Here is an 18527-nt window from a genome sequence, read left to right on the forward strand (position 1 = left end):
AACCTGGGTGAAGAGGGAAATCCGGCGTGCCTCCACGGCCGACCGAAACCACAACCGGAACCAGCTGCGAGCCCGATGACCAACACCACTGCCACCACCAACGGCGTGCCCCACGTCCACGCGGTCACCGCCGCCACCGACGACGCCATGCGCGCCCTGGGCCGTGACCTCGCCGCGCTCACCCGCCCCGGAGACCTGCTCATCCTCTCCGGTCCCCTGGGCGCGGGTAAGACCACCTTCACCCAGGGCCTGGGCCAGGGCCTGGACGTACGAGGATCGGTCACCTCGCCCACCTTCGTCATCTCCCGGATCCACCCCTCCCTGAGCGGCGGACCCGCCCTCGTGCACGTGGACGCCTACCGGCTCGGCGGCTCCGAGGAGATCGACGACATCGACCTGGACATGACCCTCCCGGAGTCCGTCACCGTCGTGGAGTGGGGCGAGGGCGTGGCCGAGGGCCTGGCCGACGACCGGCTGGAGATTCGGATCGAACGCCACCCCGACGACACCCGCACCGTCCACCTGCGCCCGGTCGGCGCCCGGTGGACCGACATCGAACTGCCCGGCACCACGGCCGGGCGCGGATAGGCGGAACACCCGTGTTGCTCCTGGCCTTCGACACCGCCACCTCGGCGGTCACCGCAGCCGTCGGCGAGACCGACGACGAGGGCGCCTTCACCCTCCGCGCGAGCGCGAGTTCGGTGGACGCCCGACGCCACGGTGAACTCCTCACCCCGACGGTGCGTGGTGTGCTCACCGAGTCCGGGCTCGAACCGGCCGACCTCGACCAGATCGTGGTGGGGGTGGGCCCCGGCCCCTACACCGGCCTCCGGGTCGGCCTGGCCACCGGGCACGCCCTCGCCGACGCGCTCGGGATCCCCTGCCACGGGATGACCACCCTGGACGCCCTGGCCTTCGCGACCAAGCGCACCGAACCCTTCCTCGCGATGACCGACGCCCGCCGCAAGGAGGTGTTCTGGGCGCGCTACGACGACCACCTCACCCGGGTGGGCGAGGTGCGGGTCGACCGGCCCGCCGAGATCGACACCGAGGGGCTGCCCCTGGTCGGTGACGGCGCCCGCATGTACACCGAGGCGCTCGACTCCCCGGCCGCGGAACCGTACCTGCCGGACGCCGCCGCCATGGCCGAACTCGCCCTGTCGCGTCTGCACCGTGGTGAGAAGCTCCCCGAACCAGGCCCCCTCTACCTGCGCCGGCCCGACGCCGTCGAACCGAGCGCGCCGAAGAAGGTCCGCCAGTGGGTGAAGTGAGGGCCCGACCGACCCTGCGTCCCATGACCGACGAGGACGTTCCCGCCGTCATGGAACTGGAACGACGCCTGTTCCCGCACGACGCCTGGAGCGAGGGCATGCTCCGCGACGAACTCGCCGAGACCGCCACCCGCCACTACGTCGTGGCCGTGTCCGCCGGCGCCCTCGTCGGCTACGCCGGACTGCGCTTCGTCCCACCCGAGGGCGACGTGCAGACCATGGCCGTGGCCGAGGAGGCCTGGGGGAGGGGCATCGGGCGGGCGCTGCTCACCGAACTCCTCGACCAAGGGGCGGCGCGCGGCGTCACCCACACGTTCCTGGAGGTGCGTTCGGACAACCCACGCGCCCAGGACCTGTACCGACGTTTCGGTTTCGTCGAACTCGGCGTTCGGCGCGGCTACTACAAGGGAGCGGACGCCATCGTCATGCGGCGTATCGCTCAGGAGGGAACCACCGATGAGTGAGCCGTTGATCCTGGGGATCGAGTCGTCCTGCGACGAGACCGGTGTGGCGCTGGTGCGCGGCTGTGAACTGCTCGGTGACTCGGTGGCCTCCAGCGTCGACCAGCACGTGCGCTTCGGTGGAGTGGTACCCGAGGTGGCCAGCCGCGCCCACCTGGAGGCCATGACCCCCACGGTGCACCGCGCCCTGGACAACGCGGGGGTGTCCCTCTCCGACGTCGACGCGATCGCCGTCACCGCGGGCCCCGGTCTGGCCGGAGCCCTGCTGGTGGGGGTGTCCGCCGCCAAGGCCTACGCCATGGCGCTCGGCAAACCGCTGTACGGCGTCAACCACCTGGTCGGCCACGTGGCCGTGGACCAGCTGGAGCACGGTCCGCTGCCCAAGCCGTCCATCGCCTTGCTGGTCTCGGGTGGACACACATCGTTGTTGCTGGTCAACGACCTGGCCACCGACGTGGTCTCGCTCGGCGACACCGTCGACGACGCCGCGGGTGAGGCCTACGACAAGGTGGCCCGGCTACTGGAGCTGCCCTACCCGGGTGGACCGCCCATCGACCAGGCCGCCCAGCGCGGCGACCCCAAGGCGATCCGGTTCCCGCGTGGCAAGTGGGGCGATGGCACCTACGACTTCTCCTTCTCCGGGCTGAAGACCGCCGTGGCCCGCCATGTCGAGGACGCCGACCGTCGGGGCGAGCCCCTGGTGGTCGCCGACATCGCCGCCGCCTTCCAGGAGTCGGTCGTGGACGTGCTCACCCGCAAGGCCGTGGACGCCTGTATGGAGCACGGAGTGCGCACCCTGGTCATCAGCGGTGGCGTGGCGGCCAACTCGGCGCTGCGCGCCCTGGCCGAGCAGCGTTGCGCCGAGGCCGGGATCGAGCTGCGGGTGCCGCGACCCAGGCTGTGCACCGACAACGGGGCGATGATCGCCGCTTTGGGCGCCGAGGTGGTGAAGGCGGGCCTGCCGCCGTCGTCCCTGGCCCTGGCCACGGACACCTCACTACCGGTGGGGTCCCCACTGGCGGTGTGAACCGAGGCTGGAACCGGGCTCGGCCGGCGTGGTTGGGTACGGGTATGTTCGCCATCACCGCAGCACGCATATCCTTCGACGACCCCCTTTCCGGGCTGGACCTCGGTGAGCGTCCCGACCCCGAACCCCGGGAGGGGTGGACGACCGTTCGGGTCAAGGCCGCCTCGCTCAACCACCACGACGTCTGGAGCCTGCGCGGGGTCGCCCTCAAGGAGGAACGGCTTCCGATGATCCTGGGCGGGGACGCCGCCGGGATCGACGAGGACGGCAACGAGGTCATCGTGCACGGTGTGGTGACCGAGCCTCCCGTGCCCGGCAGATCGCCGCGCTTCTCCCTGCTGTCCGAGGTCCACGACGGCACCCTCGCCGAGAAGGTCCTGGTGCCGAAGGAGAACCTTCTCCCCAAGCCGCCTGAGCTGTCCTTCGAGGAGGCCGCGTGCCTGCCCACGGCCTGGCTGACCGCCTACAGCATGTTGTTCGGCAAGGCCGATCTACGGCCCGGGTCGACCGTGTTGGTGCAGGGTGCCGGAGGTGGGGTCTCCGGCGCGCTCATCACCCTGGCCGCGCGGGTGGGCCACCGGGTGTACGTGACCGGTAGGGACGAGACCAAACGCGCCAAGGCCATGGAACTGGGGGCCTACGCGGCGGTGCCCTCGGGGGAGCGTCTGCCGGAGAAGGTGGACGTGGTGTTCGACTCGGTGGGGCAGGCCACGTGGAAGCACTCCATCCTGTCCCTCAAGCCGGGTGGTGCCGTCATCACCTGTGGGGCCACCAGCGGTGACGCCCCGTCCGCCGAACTGACCAGGATGTTCTTCCTGCAGTTGCGCGTGCTGGGTTCCACGATGGGCACCAAGGAGGAGCTCCGGGCCCTGGTCGAGATGTGCGTGCGCACCGGCGTCCGGCCCCGGATCGACCGGGTGCTGCCGCTCAAGGACGCGAAGGAGGGGTTCCGGGCGATGGCCGAGGGCGACCTCTTCGGCAAGATCGTCCTGACTCCCTGACTCCCTGACAGCGGAGAAGCGGGCCCCGGCGGAGCGTGTCCGTCGGGGCCCGTCATGTCGGCCGTGGTCATCGGGTTCAACGGCCGTCGACGACCTTCACGATGACGTCTTCGACCCTGCCGCTCCCCGCGAAGCCCTCGATGGAGGCGGCGATGTCCTGGTGGGAGGTCTTGGTGGTGACCTTGTTGCTCGATCCCGCGACCCAGGGCACGTCCCAGTAGATGGTCACGGTGGTCTCCGTCTCGTCCCCGATCTGGTAGACCACGTAGCCCTCGGTCCCGGATGAGGTGTTCGACCTGCCGCTGGAACGGAAGGCCAGGACGCTCTCCTTGGCCGGGACGTCGACCGGGTACTGGTTGGGGGAGTCCGTCCACTTCCCCCAGACCAGGTGTTCCGACTGGAACTTGAGGGTCTGGTTGGTCCGGTTGTTGATGTGACAGATCATTTGCAGGCTGTCGGCCATGACGCACTCCTTTCGTTTTGCGAAAAACGCGTTCGAGGCAATGACGTAATGTTCCACCATTGCCTTTAAGCGTAACAATAAAGGATTCGATCCCACAAGGTAAAAATGGCGGGAACTTGCGCAACCCTGGCATCAAGTAAACTAATTTCATTTCTTTTTCGGGCGAGTTTCGCCATTTCCTTATAAGGGTTATTCTGGAAAGTTATTTTTTCTATTCACATCCGTTTTCACCTGGGATGATCGTTCACTCGCGGCGCAGGGTCAACGCCTTCCGCTCCCCGGAGCAGACCGGGTGGAACACGAAAGGGGCCCGGAGCGATAGTGCTCCGGGCCCCGACTCGCCCGCCGTGAGTCGAACGGCGACCTAGTCGTCGTCCTCGTCGTCGCCGCGACGCTTCTTCTTGCCGTCACGGCCCGGGCGCAGAAGTGCTTCGGCCAGCGCCAGAACCGTTTCCTCCAGGGAGGAGAATCGCTTGGTGATGTCGTCGTGCGAGTTCTCCACCGCCTCGGTGACGGTCTCCTCGAACTCGTGCCGGTCGGGACGCTGCTTGAGTTCGCGCAGGACCGGGTCCACCGCCGAGGTGACGTGCGCGTCGATCTCGTCGAGCTTGTCGGAGTGGTCCGGCTGCGGACGGTCCACCAGCTCGGTCAGACGCCGGTGCAGCTCGCTGACCTCCAGGGTCTGGGGGAGCTGGTTGAGTCGCTGGTTGAGCGCCTCCAACCGGTCGTCGATGGCCTCCATCCGGCCGTCGACCCCCTCGAAGTGACCGCTGACGCCCTCGAACTTGCCCTCGACACCGTTGACCCGGCCGTCGATGCCGTCCAGGCGACCGTTGACGCCGTCCATCCGGCCGTCGACGCGGTCGATCTTGCCCTCGACGCTCTCGAAGCTGCCCTCGAAGTGTCCCTCGAAGGTGTCGAACCGGTCGGTGAGCCGACCCAGCTCGTGGTCGACCTTGCCGGTGATCTGCGACAGGTGGGTGTCCACCTTGCCGTTGAGGGCCTCACGATGCCGCTCCAGCCGCTCGTCGAGCGCGCTTCGGTGGCTCTGGGTCTGCTCGGTGAGGGTTTCGGTGAGCGTCTGGTGGCGCTCCTCGCTCTCCGAGGTGAGCCGCTCGTGCGCCTCCTGGATGGAGGTGCTCAGCTCGGCCAGGTCCGTGGCGGTCTTCTCGGTGTCCTGGGCGACCTTGGTGGCGAGGGCGTCGGCGCGCTCGGTGACGGACTCGCGCAGGCTCTCGGCGGTCGCCTCGGCGTGCTCGCGGGTCTCGGTCCGGCCCAGCTCGATCTGCTCGTCCAGCTCCGACAGTCGCTGACGCAGGTGTGTGCGCAGGTCGGTGAGGGAGGACTCGTGGTTCTCCCGCAGCTTGGTGAGCGTGCCGGTGAGGTCGGCGACGGCGGCGGTGGCCTCGGCGTGGTTCTCCTCGGCCTGGGTGCTTAGGTGACCCACGCTCTCGGTGAATTTGCCGGTGAGGGCCTCGTGCCGCTCCTGGGAGGTCGTGGCGAGGGACTTGAGCCCCTCGGCCAGTTCCTTGTGGCGCTCGCCCAGCTCGCCGGTGTTCTCCTGCAGGCGGGCCAGCAGGGTCTCGTTCTGCTGAGAGGCGCTCTCATCGACGAGGGTGCGCAGTTCGGCGGTGCGGTCGGCGAGGGTGGTGTTGAGCTCGGCGCGGCTCTCCCGGACGGCCTCGCGGGTCTGCTCGACCGCCTCGCCCAGGGCGTCCTTGCCCTCCACGAACCTGCCGGCCAGCTCCTCGTGACGCTCCCCGAGAGTGGTGTCCAAGGTGGCGAGCGCGGTCTCGATGGCCTCGGTGCGCCCGTTGAGGGTCTCCAGGGCGGTGTCGAGGGCGTCCAGACGGGTGCCGAAGGTCTCGCCAAGCGCGGTGACGCGCTCGCCGACCTCCACCACCTGCTCCGCGGTCCGGGTCCCGGTCTCGGCCATGCGCTGCAGACGGGTCAGCGCGGTGTCGAGGTGGCCGGCGATGCGGTGGGTGTCGGCCCGTAGGGAGGGCATGTCCGACAGGGGCTTGACCTGTTGACCGAGAACCTCGATGTGCTCGGCGAGGGCCTCGGCCCACTCCGGCGGACGGGCCAGGAAGTCGTCGATCCGACCGTCGACCGCGGTGATCGACTCGGCGAGTGAGGTGAGCTCGCGTTCGCGCAGCTCGCGCAGCAGCCACTCCATGCCTTCGAGGCGCTGGCGCATCTCCTCGCTGACGGCCCCCTGGGACTTCTGCTCGGAGACGTGTTCCTGGGCTGCCTGGGAGAGGAGGTCGCGCATCCGGTCGGAGACACCGGACTGCCCCCCGCCGTTGAGGAAGTTGTGATTGGTCTGTTCCACCGAGGTGCTCCTTATGGTTCTGGCGCTCCCGCCCTCGCCCGGTGCTTCGGACGGTGGAGGTTTCCGGGAGGACGGGTTCTCGATGGTCCCCGGATGGGCGGCGTGACGCGCCGACTAGGCCTCAACGTGACGAAAGCGTGACTGTGCGTACACATTGGGGGTGTGGGCGCTGTGCCGGTCCGGGTGGGCCCATGAGAAAGGGGAAGAGTACGGCGGGGGCCAGTTTAACGACATCACCCGGCGTAACCAGGGGGGTCCATGAAAGATGTCGTTATGTGAGGTAACGATATGGTTCGCGCCCGGTGGTTCGAGTTACGTGCGGGCTTTTTCCTCGAAAGTCGAGGGGCTTCTATGGCGTCCCGATTTCGCGACACAGCAGGTAGAAGGGTTTTTCGCCGATTCGGGTGAGGGCGATGGTCATCTTCTCCGGACCGGACGCCTTCAGATCGCGCCGAAGCCTCTCCGTGTCCACGGCCGATCCCCGTTTCTTGATCGTTATCGTTCCGGCCCGGTGGGCCCGCACCGAAGCGCGAAGTCTCTTGGCCGAGAACGGCGCGCACTCCACGATCTCCAGCACCCGCCACAGCGGTGAGACCTCGACCCGGTCCGAGGTGAAGTAGGCGATCCGCTCGTCCAACAGGGCCCCGTCCACCTTGGCCGCGGCCTCGGCCACCAGGTGCGAACGCACCACCGCCGGGTCCGGGTCGTAGAGATAGCGTCGCGCCGCCGACACCGGAGCGGGCCCCAGGTCTGGGACGGCGTCCAGACGCGCGACGGAACCCTCGCTCGCCAACAGCCCGGGCCGCTCGTGCAGCACCGTGGCGCGGCGCCGAGGCCCCTCCGCGAGCGCGCCGAACCACAGGGCCGTCTCCTTCAGTTCGCCGTCCACCGAGATCCACTCCACGGCGGCCGCGGGGGACAGGGCCTCGTGCGGGATGCCCGGCGCCGCCTTCAGACAGGCCGCGCCCGCGGCCTCGGCCAGGGCGGTGGCCACGTCCCACGGGGGTGAATAGGACGCCGGGTCGAACACCCGACCCCGGCCCCCGCGGCGGGCCGGGTCACAGAACAACAGGGGATGGGCGCCGGGGGCCACCTCGTTCACGTCGCCCTCGCGCACATCGGCGTGATCGGACAGGCCCAAGGCCTCGATGTTGGCGCGGGCCACCGCCACCGTGAGGGGGTCGGCGTCCACCCCCTCCACCGGAACCCCCACCTCGGCCAGGGCCAACAGGTCGGCTCCCACGCCGCAGCACAGGTCGCCCGCCGGGCCACCGTTCAGGACGGAACCGGCCACCTCGGCGACCCGTTCGGCGCGGTGGGCCGCGATCGAGGCCCGGGTCGACTGCTCCAGGCCGTCGGGGGTGAAGAACATCCGCGTCGCGCGCTCCCCGAACTTGGCGCGTCCACGCTCACGCAACCCCACCTGGGTCATCACCGCGTTGACGAGTTCGGACACGGGAAGGTCCGGGGCCAGGGCGGACACCGCCGGGTTCGCGCGCAGCCGAGAGGCCGTCGACAGGGGATCCTTCGCGGCGGAGGCGGGGTCCACTTCGGCCAGGACCTCCCGTCCCGCGTCGGTGAGCAGCGCCGAGAAGGCGGGAAGGTGCATGGGTTCTCCTGCGGTGGGCACGACGAGAAGGCGAGCCCGCCCCCGTGACCAGGACCCTCGCCACATTTCCATTCTGGCACTCTCGGGGGTAGAGTGCTAACCGCGACGAGGCCGGTCTGGCACCCGCGACGACAGGCCGCCGCGGTCGCCCCTTTTACGAAGAGCCGGTCCGTGCTCCCGCACGGGCCGCCGTTCAGGACACCGAAACCTTGAAGGGGGAGGTCACTACCGTGTCGACCGCCACCAAGACCGTGCTGAAGCCGCTTGAGGACCGCGTCGTGGTCAAGACCCTGGAGGCCGAGCAGACCACCGCCTCCGGTCTGGTCATTCCGGACACCGCCAAGGAGAAGCCCCAGGAGGGCGAGGTCCTGGCCGTGGGTCCCGGCCGCTGGGACGACGAGGGCGACAAGCGCATTCCGCTGGACGTCAGCGTCGGCGACGTCGTTCTGTACAGCAAGTACGGCGGCACCGAGGTCAAGTACGACGGCGAGGAGTACCTGGTGCTCTCCGCCCGCGACCTCCTCGCGGTCGTCGAGAAGTAGCTCTCGGCGTTCGATCCTCGACATCCCGCACCGGTCGGCCCTCGAAGCCGGGCGGGGCGGGATGTCCTCGTTACATGACCTCACAACGGTAAGAGGAAACACCACAGATGCCGAAGATCCTGGAGTTCGAGGACGACGCCCGTCGCGCCCTTGAGCGGGGCGTGGACCGTCTCGCCGACGCCGTGAAGGTGACGCTCGGTCCGCGCGGCCGCAACGTCGTCATCGACAAGAAGTTCGGCGCCCCCACCATCACGAACGACGGTGTGACCGTCGCCCGTGAGATCGAGCTGGAGGAGCCCTACGAGAACCTGGGCGCCCAGCTGGTCAAGGAGGTCGCCACCAAGACCAACGACGCCGCGGGTGACGGAACCACCACGGCCACCGTGCTGGCCCAGGCGCTGGTCCGCGAGGGCCTGCGCAGCGTGGCGGCCGGTGCCTCCCCGATGTCCCTGAAGAAGGGCATCGACACCGCCGCCCAGCAGGTGTCCGAGACCCTGCTGGAGCGCGCCGTTCCGATCAAGGAGCGCTCCGACATCGCCTACGTGGCGACCAACTCGGCCCAGGACGCCCAGATCGGCGACCTGATCGCCGAGGCGTTCGACAAGGTCGGCAAGGACGGTGTCATCACCGTCGAGGAGTCCCCGGCGTTCGGGCTGGAGCTCGACTTCACCGAGGGTCTGCAGTTCGACAAGGGCTACATCTCCCCGTACTTCGTCACGGACGGGGACCGCCAGGAGGCGGTGCTGGAGGACGCCCTCATCCTCATCAGCCAGGGCAAGATCGGCAACCTCAACGAGCTGCTGCCGCTCCTGGAGAAGGTCGTCCAGACCAAGAAGCCGCTGCTGATCATCGCCGAGGACGTCGAGGGCGACGCCCTGGGCGCCCTGGTGCTGAACAAGATGCGCGGTGCGCTCAACGTCGCCGCGGTCAAGGCGCCCGGCTTCGGTGAGCGTCGCAAGGCCATGCTCCAGGACATCGCCGTCCTCACCGGCGGTCAGGTCATCTCCGAAGAGGTCGGCCTGAGCCTGGACAACGCCGAGCTGGACGTGCTGGGCACCGCCCGTCGCATCACCATCACCAAGGACGACACGACCATCGTCGACGGTGCCGGTGCGCAGGCCGACGTCGAGGACCGCGTCCGCCAGATCCGCAACGAGATCGAGGCGAGCGACTCCGACTGGGACCGCGAGAAGCTCCAGGAGCGCCTCGCCAAGCTCGCGGGCGGCGTCTCGGTGCTGAGCGTGGGCGCGGCCACCGAGATCGAGCTCAAGGAGAAGAAGCACCGCTTGGAGGACGCCATCTCGGCGACTCGTGCGGCCATCGAGGAGGGCATCGTCGCCGGTGGCGGCGCCTCCCTGGTGCACGCTTCCACCGCCCTGGGCGACCTCGGCCTGACCGGCGACGAGGCGACCGGCGTGTCCATCGTCCGTCGCGCGCTGGTCGAGCCGGCCCGTTGGATCGCGGAGAACGCCGGTGCCGAGGGCTACGTCGTGACCCACAAGATCTCCGAGCTGGAGATCGGCCACGGGTTCAACGCCGCCACGGGCACCTACGGCGACCTGACCGGTGCGGGCATCCTCGACCCGGTCAAGGTCACCCGTTCCGCCGTTCAGAACGCCGCTTCCATCGCGGGCATGCTGCTGACCACCGAGGTGCTGGTCGCGGACAAGCCCGAGGAGGACGAGGGCGACGGTCACTCCCACTAGGGGGTGAGACGTCGAGCGGGGGCGGGCCGCCACGGTATCCCGCCCCCGCTCGCTGAAGCGGCTCGGAGTGGTCGGTCTCACTATCATGGGGGAAGGTCGAAAGAGCATCTTCTCTGCGGTGATTTCGGGCCATTTTTCCAAAATGTGACCATTCCGTAGTTGCCGATTGGAGTGGTTGGGTCCCGTGATGCGGGCATCATTCCTAACGTGACGGATGCAGGCGCCCGGGGGGGCGTTACCGCGCAGCGGACAGGGACGCCCTCCGACGTGCGCGAAACGGGTTTGAACCAACTGGGATCGCTCGCCGTTCAGGGGGACGACGGGGCGATGGACTCGCTGCTGCGCGAGATCCGACCCATGGTGGTGCGGTACTGCCACAGCAGGCTGGCGCGGGTGTCGGGGCTGGCACACCACTCCGACGACGTCGCGCAGGAGGTCTGCATCGCCCTGATCACGGCGATCCCCAGATACCAGGACCGGGGCAGGCCCTTCGCCTCCTTCGTGTTCGGCATCGCGGCGCACAAGGTCGCCGACACCCTTCGAGTGGCCGGACGAGTGGAGACGGTCCCCACCGACACCGTGCCGGAGCCGCCGGACGAGGGGCCCGGACCGGAAGAGGCCGCCGTGCGCGTCATCGAGGCGCAGCGGGCCAGAGAGCTCCTCGACGAGCTTCCCGAACAACAGCGCAGACTGCTGGTGTTGCGGGTGATCACAGGACTGACAGCGGACGAGACGGGACATCTTCTTGGAATGTCGGCAGGGGCGGTACGGGTTGCCCAGCACCGAGCTATTGCTCGGCTTCGGAAGGTGGCCCTGGCGAACCGCGTCCTCCCATAAGGCCTCGATCGAGCACGGACGCGTGCCCGGGCCGGGCACGAGAGCCTGCCCGAACCGCATCACCTTCCTCCCCCCGAGGCGCTCCCGCGGGTACTGCCGTTACCCCCACGCTTCGTCCCGGTGATCCTTCGGTGACCTCCGCTCTCGGGCCGACCGTGACGTTGCGCACTTCATGGCCGTGGTGACGGGGCGAACAGTCCATTCCACCTGGGGAGCACGACACGACGTCCTAGGATGAGACGACACGCGGGGGTGATCCGCGCAGGTGTTGCCGGTCAACAGCGGAGGTTGTGTCATGAGCCAGGAGTACAGCGAGTACGGGGACAAACTGCTCCCGCCGGGGCTGACCTACGATGACGTCCTGCTGGTACCGGGTTACTCCGATCTTCAACCCGGCGACGTGGACACCGCCACCCGCCTGTCCCGCAACATCGAACTCAGCATCCCGCTGCTGTCCGCCGCGATGGACACCGTCACCGAGGCCCGCATGGCCGTGGCGATGGCCCGCCAAGGCGGCGCCGGGGTCCTGCACCGCAACCTCTCCGCCGAGGACCAGGCCGGCCACATCGACCTGGTCAAGCGCTCCGAGGCCGGCATGGTCACCGACCCGGTCACCTGTCAGCCCGAGGACGACCTCGCCGAGGTCGAGCGCCTGTGCGCCCACTACCGGATCTCCGGTGTCCCGGTCACCGACGCCCAGGGCAGGCTCGTCGGCATCGTCACCAACCGCGACATGCGCTTCGAGGACGACCGCTCCCGCCTGGTACGCGAGGTCATGACCACGGAGAACCTGGTCACCGCGCCGGTCGGGGTCAGCCGCGAGAAGGCCTTCGGGCTGCTGCGCAAGCACAAGGTCGAGAAGCTTCCGCTGGTGGACGCCGACAACCGCCTCCGCGGCCTCATCACCGTCAAGGACTTCATCAAGAGCGAGCAGTTCCCCGACGCCACCAAGGACGCGGACGGCCGTCTCGTCGTCGGCGGCGCCGTCGGCGTGGGCACCGAGGCGGAGGAACGCGCCAAGCTGCTCGTCGACGCCGGGGTCGACTTCCTCGTCGTCGACACCGCGCACGGCCACTCCGCGGGGCTCGCCGACATGATCGCCAAGCTCAAGGCCAACTCCCGCGCCGACATCGTCGCCGGCAACGTGGCCACCCGAGCCGGGGCCCAGTTGCTCATCGACGCCGGTGCCGACGCCGTCAAGGTCGGCGTGGGCCCGGGTTCCATCTGCACCACCCGGGTGGTCGCCGGTGTGGGCGCCCCACAGCTCACCGCGATCCTGGAAGCGGCCAAGGCGTGCGGCCCGGCCGGTGTTCCGCTCATCGCCGACGGCGGCCTCCAGTACTCCGGCGAGATCGCCAAGGCGATCACCGCCGGCGCGAGCACCGTCATGCTCGGCAGCCTCCTCGCCGGTGTGGAGGAGAGCCCGGGTGAGCTCATCTTCATCAACGGCAAGCAGTTCAAGGCCTACCGCGGCATGGGGTCGCTGGGCGCCATGCGCGGCCGCTCCTTCTCCAAGGACCGCTACGCCCAGGCCGACGTCTCCTCCGAGGACAAGCTCGTCCCCGAGGGCATCGAAGGTCAAGTGCCCTTCCGTGGCCCCCTCTCGGCCGTCGCCCACCAGCTCGTCGGTGGACTGCACCAGTCCATGTGGTACGCGGGCACCAGCACCCTGCCCGAACTGCGTGAACGCGGCCAGCTCATGCGCATCACCAGCGCCGGCCTGCGTGAAAGCCACCCGCACGACATCAAGATGACGGTGGAAGCACCCAACTACAACGCCCGCTGAAGCACGAACGGGAAATGAGAGGGTGACCGTGGACGGATAGACTCACGTCCGCGGTCATCGCGCCGGTCGACCGACCGGCGCCGCACGTCAGAGGGGAAGCGAAGCGTTGGCTCAGGTGGAGATCGGGCTGGGTAAGAACGGGCGTCGCGCCTACGAACTCGATGAGATCGGGATCGTGCCGGCCAGGCGAACCCGAGACCCGGAGGAAGTGTCGATCTCCTGGCAGATCGACGCCTACCGGTTCGAGACGCCCCTGGTGGTCAGCCCCATGGACAGCGTCGCCTCGCCCAAGACCGTCGTTGCGGTCGGGCAACAGGGCGGCCTCGGCGTTCTGGACCTGGAAGGTCTGTGGACGCGGTACGAGGACCCGGAGCCGTTGCTCCAGGAGATTCGTGAACTCGACGACGTGGCGGCCACCAAGCGGCTCCAGGAGATCTACTCCGCCCCCATCCAGGAGGAGCTGATCGGTCGCCGGATCGAGGAGATCCGCGACACCGGCCTGGTCACCGCGGTCCGTCTGTCGCCGCAGCGCACCGCCCAGTACCACAAGGCGGTCGTCGACGCGGGTGTGGACATCTTCGTCATCCGCGGCACCACGGTCTCCGCCGAGCACGTCTCGGGCCGGGCCGAGCCGCTCAACCTCAAGCAGTTCATCTACGACCTCGACGTCCCCGTCGTGGTCGGCGGCTGCGCCACCTACACCGCCGCCCTGCACCTGATGCGCACCGGCGCGGCCGGCGTGCTGGTCGGTTTCGGTGGCGGGTCGGGTCACACCACCCGTTCCGTTCTGGGTGTGGCGGTCCCCATGGCCAGCGCCATCGGCGACGTCGCCGCGGCCCGCCGCGACTACCTCGACGAGTCCGGTGGCCGCTACGTGCACGTCATCGCCGACGGTGGCATGACCGGCAGCGGTGACATCGCCAAGGCCCTGGCCTGCGGTGCCGACGCCGTCATGGTCGGATCACCGCTGGCCCGCGCCGCCGAGGCGCCCGGCGGCGGCTACCACTGGGGCAGTGAGGCTCACCACGGTGAACTTCCGCGCGGCGAGCGGGTCGAGGTCGGCACCATCGGTGACCTCAAGTCGATCCTGCACGGGCCGGCCTCCACCAGTGACGGCTCCATGAACCTCATGGGAGCCCTGCGGCGCACCATGGCGACCTCTGGTTACTCGGACCTGAAGGAGTTCCAGCGGGTCGAGGTCGTCGTCAACCCGCACCGGTAGAGACGACCGCGAACACGCGACGCGACACCACGAGGACGCCCCGCCCATCGGCGGGGCGTTCCTCGTTTCCAAACGCCCACCGGTGAGATCCGGTCGAGACCATGTGCGACCATGGGGCGAGTTTTGATGTGTTGTTACGTCTTGGTGACCTTTCCTTGGGGAGGACTGCATGGGTGGCAGCGTGAGCGACGCCCGGCGGCGTCGAAGCCGTGGGCCGATGATCGCGGTCAGTCTCGCCTTGGCCGTTTGCCTGTTGGTGACGGTGGGGGTCGTGGTCCTGGTCGGGCGGGTGTCCACCGCGCTCAACGAATGGGAACCACCGACCGCCGCCTCCGTGGACCCCTCGGACGGCACCATCGCGACCCCGCCGCACGACGAGCTGACCGGGCCCCCCGAACACACCGGGGTGACGCCGCGTACCGACGACGAGACCGGAGAGCCCGCCGAGGCCGGTGCGGACGAACAGTCCCGCCCCGCGCCCGGAGCGCAGCGTCCCGACGACACCTGGCTGGACGAGGTCGCCGACGCGACCGGGATCCCGCGCCGGGCGCTGGAGGGCTACGCGAGCGCGCAGCTGGTGCTCGACGAGGACCAGGCCGAGTGCGGCCTGTCCTGGCCGACCCTGGCGGGGATCGGCTTCATCGAATCCCGCCACGGCACCTACGCGGGCGGTGAGATCGGCCCGGACGGCAAGACCACCGTGAACGTCATCGGCATCCCGCTCGACGGCACCAACAACACCCGGGCAATTCCGGACACCGACGGTGGTGAACTGGACGAGGACACCGAGTGGGACCGGGCGGTCGGCCCGATGCAGTTCATCCCGGTGACCTGGGACAAATGGGCGGAGTCGCTGGAGGGAGAGACCCCCGACCCGCACAACATCGACGACGCGGCCCTGTCCGCCGCCCGCTACCTGTGCGAGGACGGCCGTGACCTGAGCGCCACCGAGGACTGGGTGGACGCGATCTTCGAGTACAACCGGTCCGACTCCTACCGGGACGACGTCCTCGCCTACGCGCACGCCTACGCCGACGCCTCCTGAGAGGTTCCCCGGTCACGCGCCCAGGCCCAGGCCTGATCCTCCTCATCGGCCTCGAAGAAGCGCAGGTCCATGTCGACGAAGGCGTCCGCCAGGGTGGTGAGGTACTCCACGACCCGGCTGTCGCCGACCACCGCGTAGCGCTCGATCTGGTGGAAGTGCTCCTTGGCGAACCGCAGTCGCTCGCCGAGCGTGGGGGTCTCCCCGGTCGGCCACCCGTGGACCCGGACCAGGAGACGGACCCCGCCGGACCGGTCGATGGCGCGGCGGACCTCTTCCAGGAGTTCCTCGAAGGACTCCTGGGAGATGGTGCCCTCCACCTCGAACCCGAGTACGTCGTCCTCACCGGAGTCCAGTCTTCTGTACATGGCCCCTCCGTTCCTCGAATGGCGGCGTGCGGGCGCACCTACCCGCTCGGGGCGGTGACCATGCGTTCCGGGAATCGGGGTTGTCCACAGGCGGGGAACGGTGGGTGGTGCCGGAGCCCCCGCCCGTGGTCTTCTCTCTATATGGGGGAGCCCCGGCTCTCGTCGGCTTCGGCGTGCCCGGAACCGGCCGCGTCCCCTCTCAGGGCAACGTGTACTCGAAGACGTAGGCCACCGAAGGCTCCCCGTGCGCGGCCACGTACCGGCCGGCTCCCCGCAGCCCCGTCAACTCCCCGGTGCCGGACACCACCTCGAATTCACAGCGCACCTCGCCCCGCCCCGCGAAGGTTCCACGTTCCGCCACGATGAACGTGCCCGGACGGCCGTCCAGGGTGCCGCTCAGCCGCTGGAAACCGGTGAACGAGCCGGTTCCGTCCTCCAAGTAGACGAACGTGTAGGCGCAGTCGGTGTCGGCCGCCTCGATCCCGCCGCTGTAGTGGTTGGTCACGTGGGCCCGGGCGAGCTTGGGCGAGGGGCCCTCCGACAATTCCTCCTCCTTCCAGTCCGCGAAGGTGAAGGTGCCCTCCGTGCGTGTGGTCGTCTGCGTCGAGTGTGCTGACTGTGGCGTCTGTGCTGTGCGGGACATGGTGCCCCTCCCGGTTCTTTCGGATCCCTTGTGCTTCGAGAACCAGCCTCTCCGAGGTACCTGACATCCACTGGCAGGTATGGAGAGAATGTTCGTATGCGCGCCGATCGGCTTGTCTCCCTGCTCCTGCTGCTGCAGAACCGAGGTCGGATGAGCGCGCCCGAACTCTCCGCGGAGCTGGAGGTATCGGTGCGCACCATCTACCGGGACGTCGAGGCGCTCGGCACGGCCGGGATCCCGGTGCTCGCCGACCGCGGACCCGAGGGCGGCTACCGGCTGATGGACGGTTACCGCACCCGGCTGACCGGACTCACCGACGCCGAGGCGGAGTCCCTGTTCCTGATCGGGGTTCCCACCGCGGCCCGTGACCTGGGGTTGGACGCGGTGCTCACGACCGCCCGACACAAACTGCGTGCGGCCCTGCCCACCCCGCTCGCGGAACGGGCCGCCCGCGCCCAGGATCGTTTCCACCTGGACGCCCCGGCCTGGTTCCGCGACGCCGACGAGGTCCCGCACCTCGGTGTCATCACCGAGGCGGTGTGGGAACGCCGGATCCTGCTGGTTCGCTACCTGCGCTGGCGGGGCGAGGTGGAACGGGAGCTGTGCCCGCTCGGCATCGTGCTCAAGGGCGGTACCTGGTACCTGGTGGCCCTGGCCGGTGAGGGCCCGGAGTCGTCGGTGCGAACCTACCGAGTGTCACGCGTGCAGGAGGCCCACCCGACCGGCGAACTCTTCGACCGCCCGACCGGCTTCGACCTGGTCGAGTACTGGGAGGAGTCGGCCCGCCGACTGGAGGCATCGATGCTCCAGGGAACTGCGCACCTGCGCCTCGCCCCGGAAGCCGTGAAGCTGCTGCCGATGCGCTTCGGCGCGATAGGCCGCCGTGCTCTGGAAGCGGCCACCCCGGCGGGGGACGACGGGTGGGTGGAAGTCCACTTGGAGGTGGAGTCGCTCCCAGTGGCGGTTGGAGATCTGCTGCGCATGGGAGCGAGCGCGGAAGTACTGGGCCCACCAGATTTGAGAAGGGCCGTGGCGGCGGAGGCTGCGGCAACGGCCAGCCTGTACGGGGGTGGGGAGTAGGTGCGTGGAGTAGGGGTGGCGGGTGGGGAAGCGGTGGTGAGTGTGGGGTGGGCGCGGGTTATCCACAGGTGGATGGGCTCGGGCTGGTGTGGTGTCGGCCCGGCGTGATCCCATTGATCTTGGGGGAGCCGCTGGTTTCGCCGGTTTCGTGCTGCCCGGGGGTTGTTCGTGCTGTCCAGGTGTGGGGTGGGATGGGTGAGGTGCCTGGGGCGGGAGTCTTGGGGTTGTTGGGCGTTGCTCGGGTGGGTTGGTGGGGCGCCTCGGGTTTCTGGCTTTTTGGGGTGGTTGGGCGGGGTGGGGGGGAGAGTGGTTGAGGTCCCAAAGGCCCCGGGCTTCGCCCGGTCCGGCCGTAGCCGGCCGGATCCCTTCCCCCCGTCTGGCTTTCTCGTGGGGCACGTCGCCACTACGTGACCGGTGAGGTAACGAAGTGCCCGCTACAGGCCGGACACGGGGCGGGGCGCGTCCCCGCGGTGGCCGGCTCTGGTCTTCTCAGCGATGATCTTGCTCGTAGCGCCCATTTGGGCGCCCAACATGGCGCTACGGACAAGATCAAAAACAGGAGCCCATTCGATTCCGGATTGTGGATAACAAAGAATGGCCACCCCATCTATGGTAGGCGCATTCGCCGACCTGGGAATAGGTTGAATAAACTGGCGGGTAGGCCTGCCATTTGCTGGGGTGTTCGCATATAATCAGAGTATGAGCTTTCCTCCCCACGCGCCGCGCCCGGTCGGGAACACCCCGGTCGATCAGGCGATGGCGGGTGCGCGGGAGATGGCGGTGGAATTCTCCGGCCGGGATATCCCGTTCGGGTGTGAAGCCGATGTGCTCGCCCAGTTCGGCCGGCTCAATGGGGAAGTCGACCGGATCCGCTACGGGATGTTGCCCGCCCTGGCCCGTATGGAGGCCACCGGCGCCTTGTTGGAAGAGGGTGGCCAGCGCAGCATCCAGGCGTGGATCACCCACCAGTGGGGCACCTCCCCGGCCGAGGCCAAGAGCCTTGCCACCCTCGCCCGGGCGTTGTACAAGCAACAGCTGCCCCTGGTGGAAGAAGCCTTCCAGACCAGCGCCCTGTCCTTGGGTGAAGCCTGCGCCATCGCGACCTCCACCGAAAAGGCCACCACCGAGTGGGCG

At 68.8% G+C, this 18527-nt stretch carries 17 protein-coding genes and 1 pseudogene; 13 read left to right on the forward strand and 5 right to left on the reverse strand.

Annotated elements, in window-relative coordinates; translation table 11 throughout:
- Positions 1-75: 75 nt before the first annotated feature.
- Genes tsaE through ACWGKS_RS14475 form a run of 5 tightly spaced genes read left to right on the forward strand, consistent with a single transcriptional unit; the run spans position 76 to position 3760 of the window.
- Positions 76-588 (forward strand): tRNA (adenosine(37)-N6)-threonylcarbamoyltransferase complex ATPase subunit type 1 TsaE, encoded by a 513-nt coding sequence (gene tsaE, locus ACWGKS_RS14455; protein WP_358507026.1) that lies wholly within the window; start codon positions 76-78, stop codon positions 586-588.
- 11 nt (positions 589-599) lie between these two features.
- Positions 600-1271 carry a tRNA (adenosine(37)-N6)-threonylcarbamoyltransferase complex dimerization subunit type 1 TsaB gene (gene tsaB / locus ACWGKS_RS14460; RefSeq protein ID WP_358507028.1) on the forward strand — a complete coding sequence of 224 codons (672 nt, stop codon included), beginning with the start codon at positions 600-602 and terminating at the stop codon, positions 1269-1271.
- Between the two features lie 23 nt (positions 1272-1294).
- The gene (rimI, locus tag ACWGKS_RS14465; protein ID WP_358507029.1) at positions 1295-1735 is read left to right on the forward strand and encodes a ribosomal protein S18-alanine N-acetyltransferase; all 441 of its coding nucleotides are present in this window, start codon (positions 1295-1297) and stop codon (positions 1733-1735) included.
- On the forward strand, positions 1728-2759 hold the full coding sequence (gene tsaD / locus ACWGKS_RS14470; RefSeq protein WP_358507031.1) for a tRNA (adenosine(37)-N6)-threonylcarbamoyltransferase complex transferase subunit TsaD: 1032 nt from the start codon (positions 1728-1730) through the stop codon (positions 2757-2759). Before rimI ends, tsaD begins: the two co-directional genes overlap by 8 nt.
- Positions 2760-2803: 44 nt before the next feature.
- Positions 2804-3760, forward strand: a complete 957-nt coding sequence (locus tag ACWGKS_RS14475; RefSeq protein ID WP_358507033.1) for a zinc-binding dehydrogenase — start codon at positions 2804-2806, stop codon at positions 3758-3760.
- 76 nt (positions 3761-3836) lie between these two features.
- Here ACWGKS_RS14475 and ACWGKS_RS14480 read toward each other — a convergent pair whose 3' ends face one another.
- From ACWGKS_RS14480 to ACWGKS_RS14490, 3 genes are all read right to left on the reverse strand, one after another.
- Positions 3837-4223, reverse strand: a complete 387-nt coding sequence (locus ACWGKS_RS14480) for an aegerolysin family protein (protein ID WP_358507035.1) — start codon at positions 4221-4223, stop codon at positions 3837-3839.
- A gap of 364 nt (positions 4224-4587) precedes the next feature.
- Positions 4588-6558 (reverse strand): hypothetical protein, encoded by a 1971-nt coding sequence (locus ACWGKS_RS14485; RefSeq protein ID WP_358507037.1) that lies wholly within the window; start codon positions 6556-6558, stop codon positions 4588-4590.
- A 349-nt stretch (positions 6559-6907) separates the two neighbouring features.
- The gene (locus ACWGKS_RS14490; RefSeq protein WP_358507039.1) at positions 6908-8167 is read right to left on the reverse strand and encodes a class I SAM-dependent methyltransferase; all 1260 of its coding nucleotides are present in this window, start codon (positions 8165-8167) and stop codon (positions 6908-6910) included.
- 230 nt (positions 8168-8397) lie between these two features.
- Between ACWGKS_RS14490 and groES the strand changes: the two genes are divergently transcribed.
- From groES to ACWGKS_RS14520, 6 genes are all read left to right on the forward strand, one after another.
- On the forward strand, positions 8398-8709 hold the full coding sequence (gene groES, locus ACWGKS_RS14495; RefSeq protein WP_067600482.1) for a co-chaperone GroES: 312 nt from the start codon (positions 8398-8400) through the stop codon (positions 8707-8709).
- A gap of 107 nt (positions 8710-8816) precedes the next feature.
- Positions 8817-10415, forward strand: coding sequence for a chaperonin GroEL (gene groL / locus ACWGKS_RS14500; RefSeq protein ID WP_358507041.1), 1599 nt, complete (start codon positions 8817-8819; stop codon positions 10413-10415).
- A gap of 282 nt (positions 10416-10697) precedes the next feature.
- Positions 10698-11252: an RNA polymerase sigma factor ShbA gene (gene shbA, locus ACWGKS_RS14505; protein ID WP_358507070.1), complete on the forward strand. Its 555-nt coding sequence runs from the start codon at positions 10698-10700 to the stop codon at positions 11250-11252.
- A gap of 295 nt (positions 11253-11547) precedes the next feature.
- Positions 11548-13038, forward strand: coding sequence for an IMP dehydrogenase (gene guaB, locus ACWGKS_RS14510; protein WP_358507043.1), 1491 nt, complete (start codon positions 11548-11550; stop codon positions 13036-13038).
- A 115-nt stretch (positions 13039-13153) separates the two neighbouring features.
- On the forward strand, positions 13154-14260 hold the full coding sequence (locus tag ACWGKS_RS14515) for a GuaB3 family IMP dehydrogenase-related protein (RefSeq protein WP_358507072.1): 1107 nt from the start codon (positions 13154-13156) through the stop codon (positions 14258-14260).
- 169 nt (positions 14261-14429) lie between these two features.
- Positions 14430-15305, forward strand: coding sequence for a lytic transglycosylase domain-containing protein (locus ACWGKS_RS14520; protein ID WP_358507045.1), 876 nt, complete (start codon positions 14430-14432; stop codon positions 15303-15305).
- Here the strand turns inward: ACWGKS_RS14520 and ACWGKS_RS14525 are convergent.
- Both ACWGKS_RS14525 and ACWGKS_RS14530 read right to left on the reverse strand, forming a co-directional pair.
- Entirely contained in the window at positions 15287-15670 is a 384-nt protein-coding gene (locus ACWGKS_RS14525) for a SpoIIAA family protein (RefSeq protein ID WP_358507046.1), read from the reverse strand. The genes ACWGKS_RS14520 and ACWGKS_RS14525 overlap by 19 nt on opposite strands.
- 199 nt (positions 15671-15869) lie before the next feature.
- Positions 15870-16313 (reverse strand): DUF3224 domain-containing protein, encoded by a 444-nt coding sequence (locus ACWGKS_RS14530; RefSeq protein WP_358507048.1) that lies wholly within the window; start codon positions 16311-16313, stop codon positions 15870-15872.
- Positions 16314-16409: 96 nt separating this feature from the next.
- On the opposite strand from ACWGKS_RS14530, the gene ACWGKS_RS14535 reads away from it, so the two are divergent.
- Both ACWGKS_RS14535 and ACWGKS_RS14540 read left to right on the forward strand, forming a co-directional pair.
- Positions 16410-17393: a helix-turn-helix transcriptional regulator gene (locus ACWGKS_RS14535; protein WP_358507050.1), complete on the forward strand. Its 984-nt coding sequence runs from the start codon at positions 16410-16412 to the stop codon at positions 17391-17393.
- A gap of 699 nt (positions 17394-18092) precedes the next feature.
- Positions 18093-18527 (forward strand): annotated as a pseudogene (locus ACWGKS_RS14540) (HNH endonuclease); the annotation flags it as partial.

Source organism: Nocardiopsis sp. NPDC055879 (assembly GCF_053615935.1).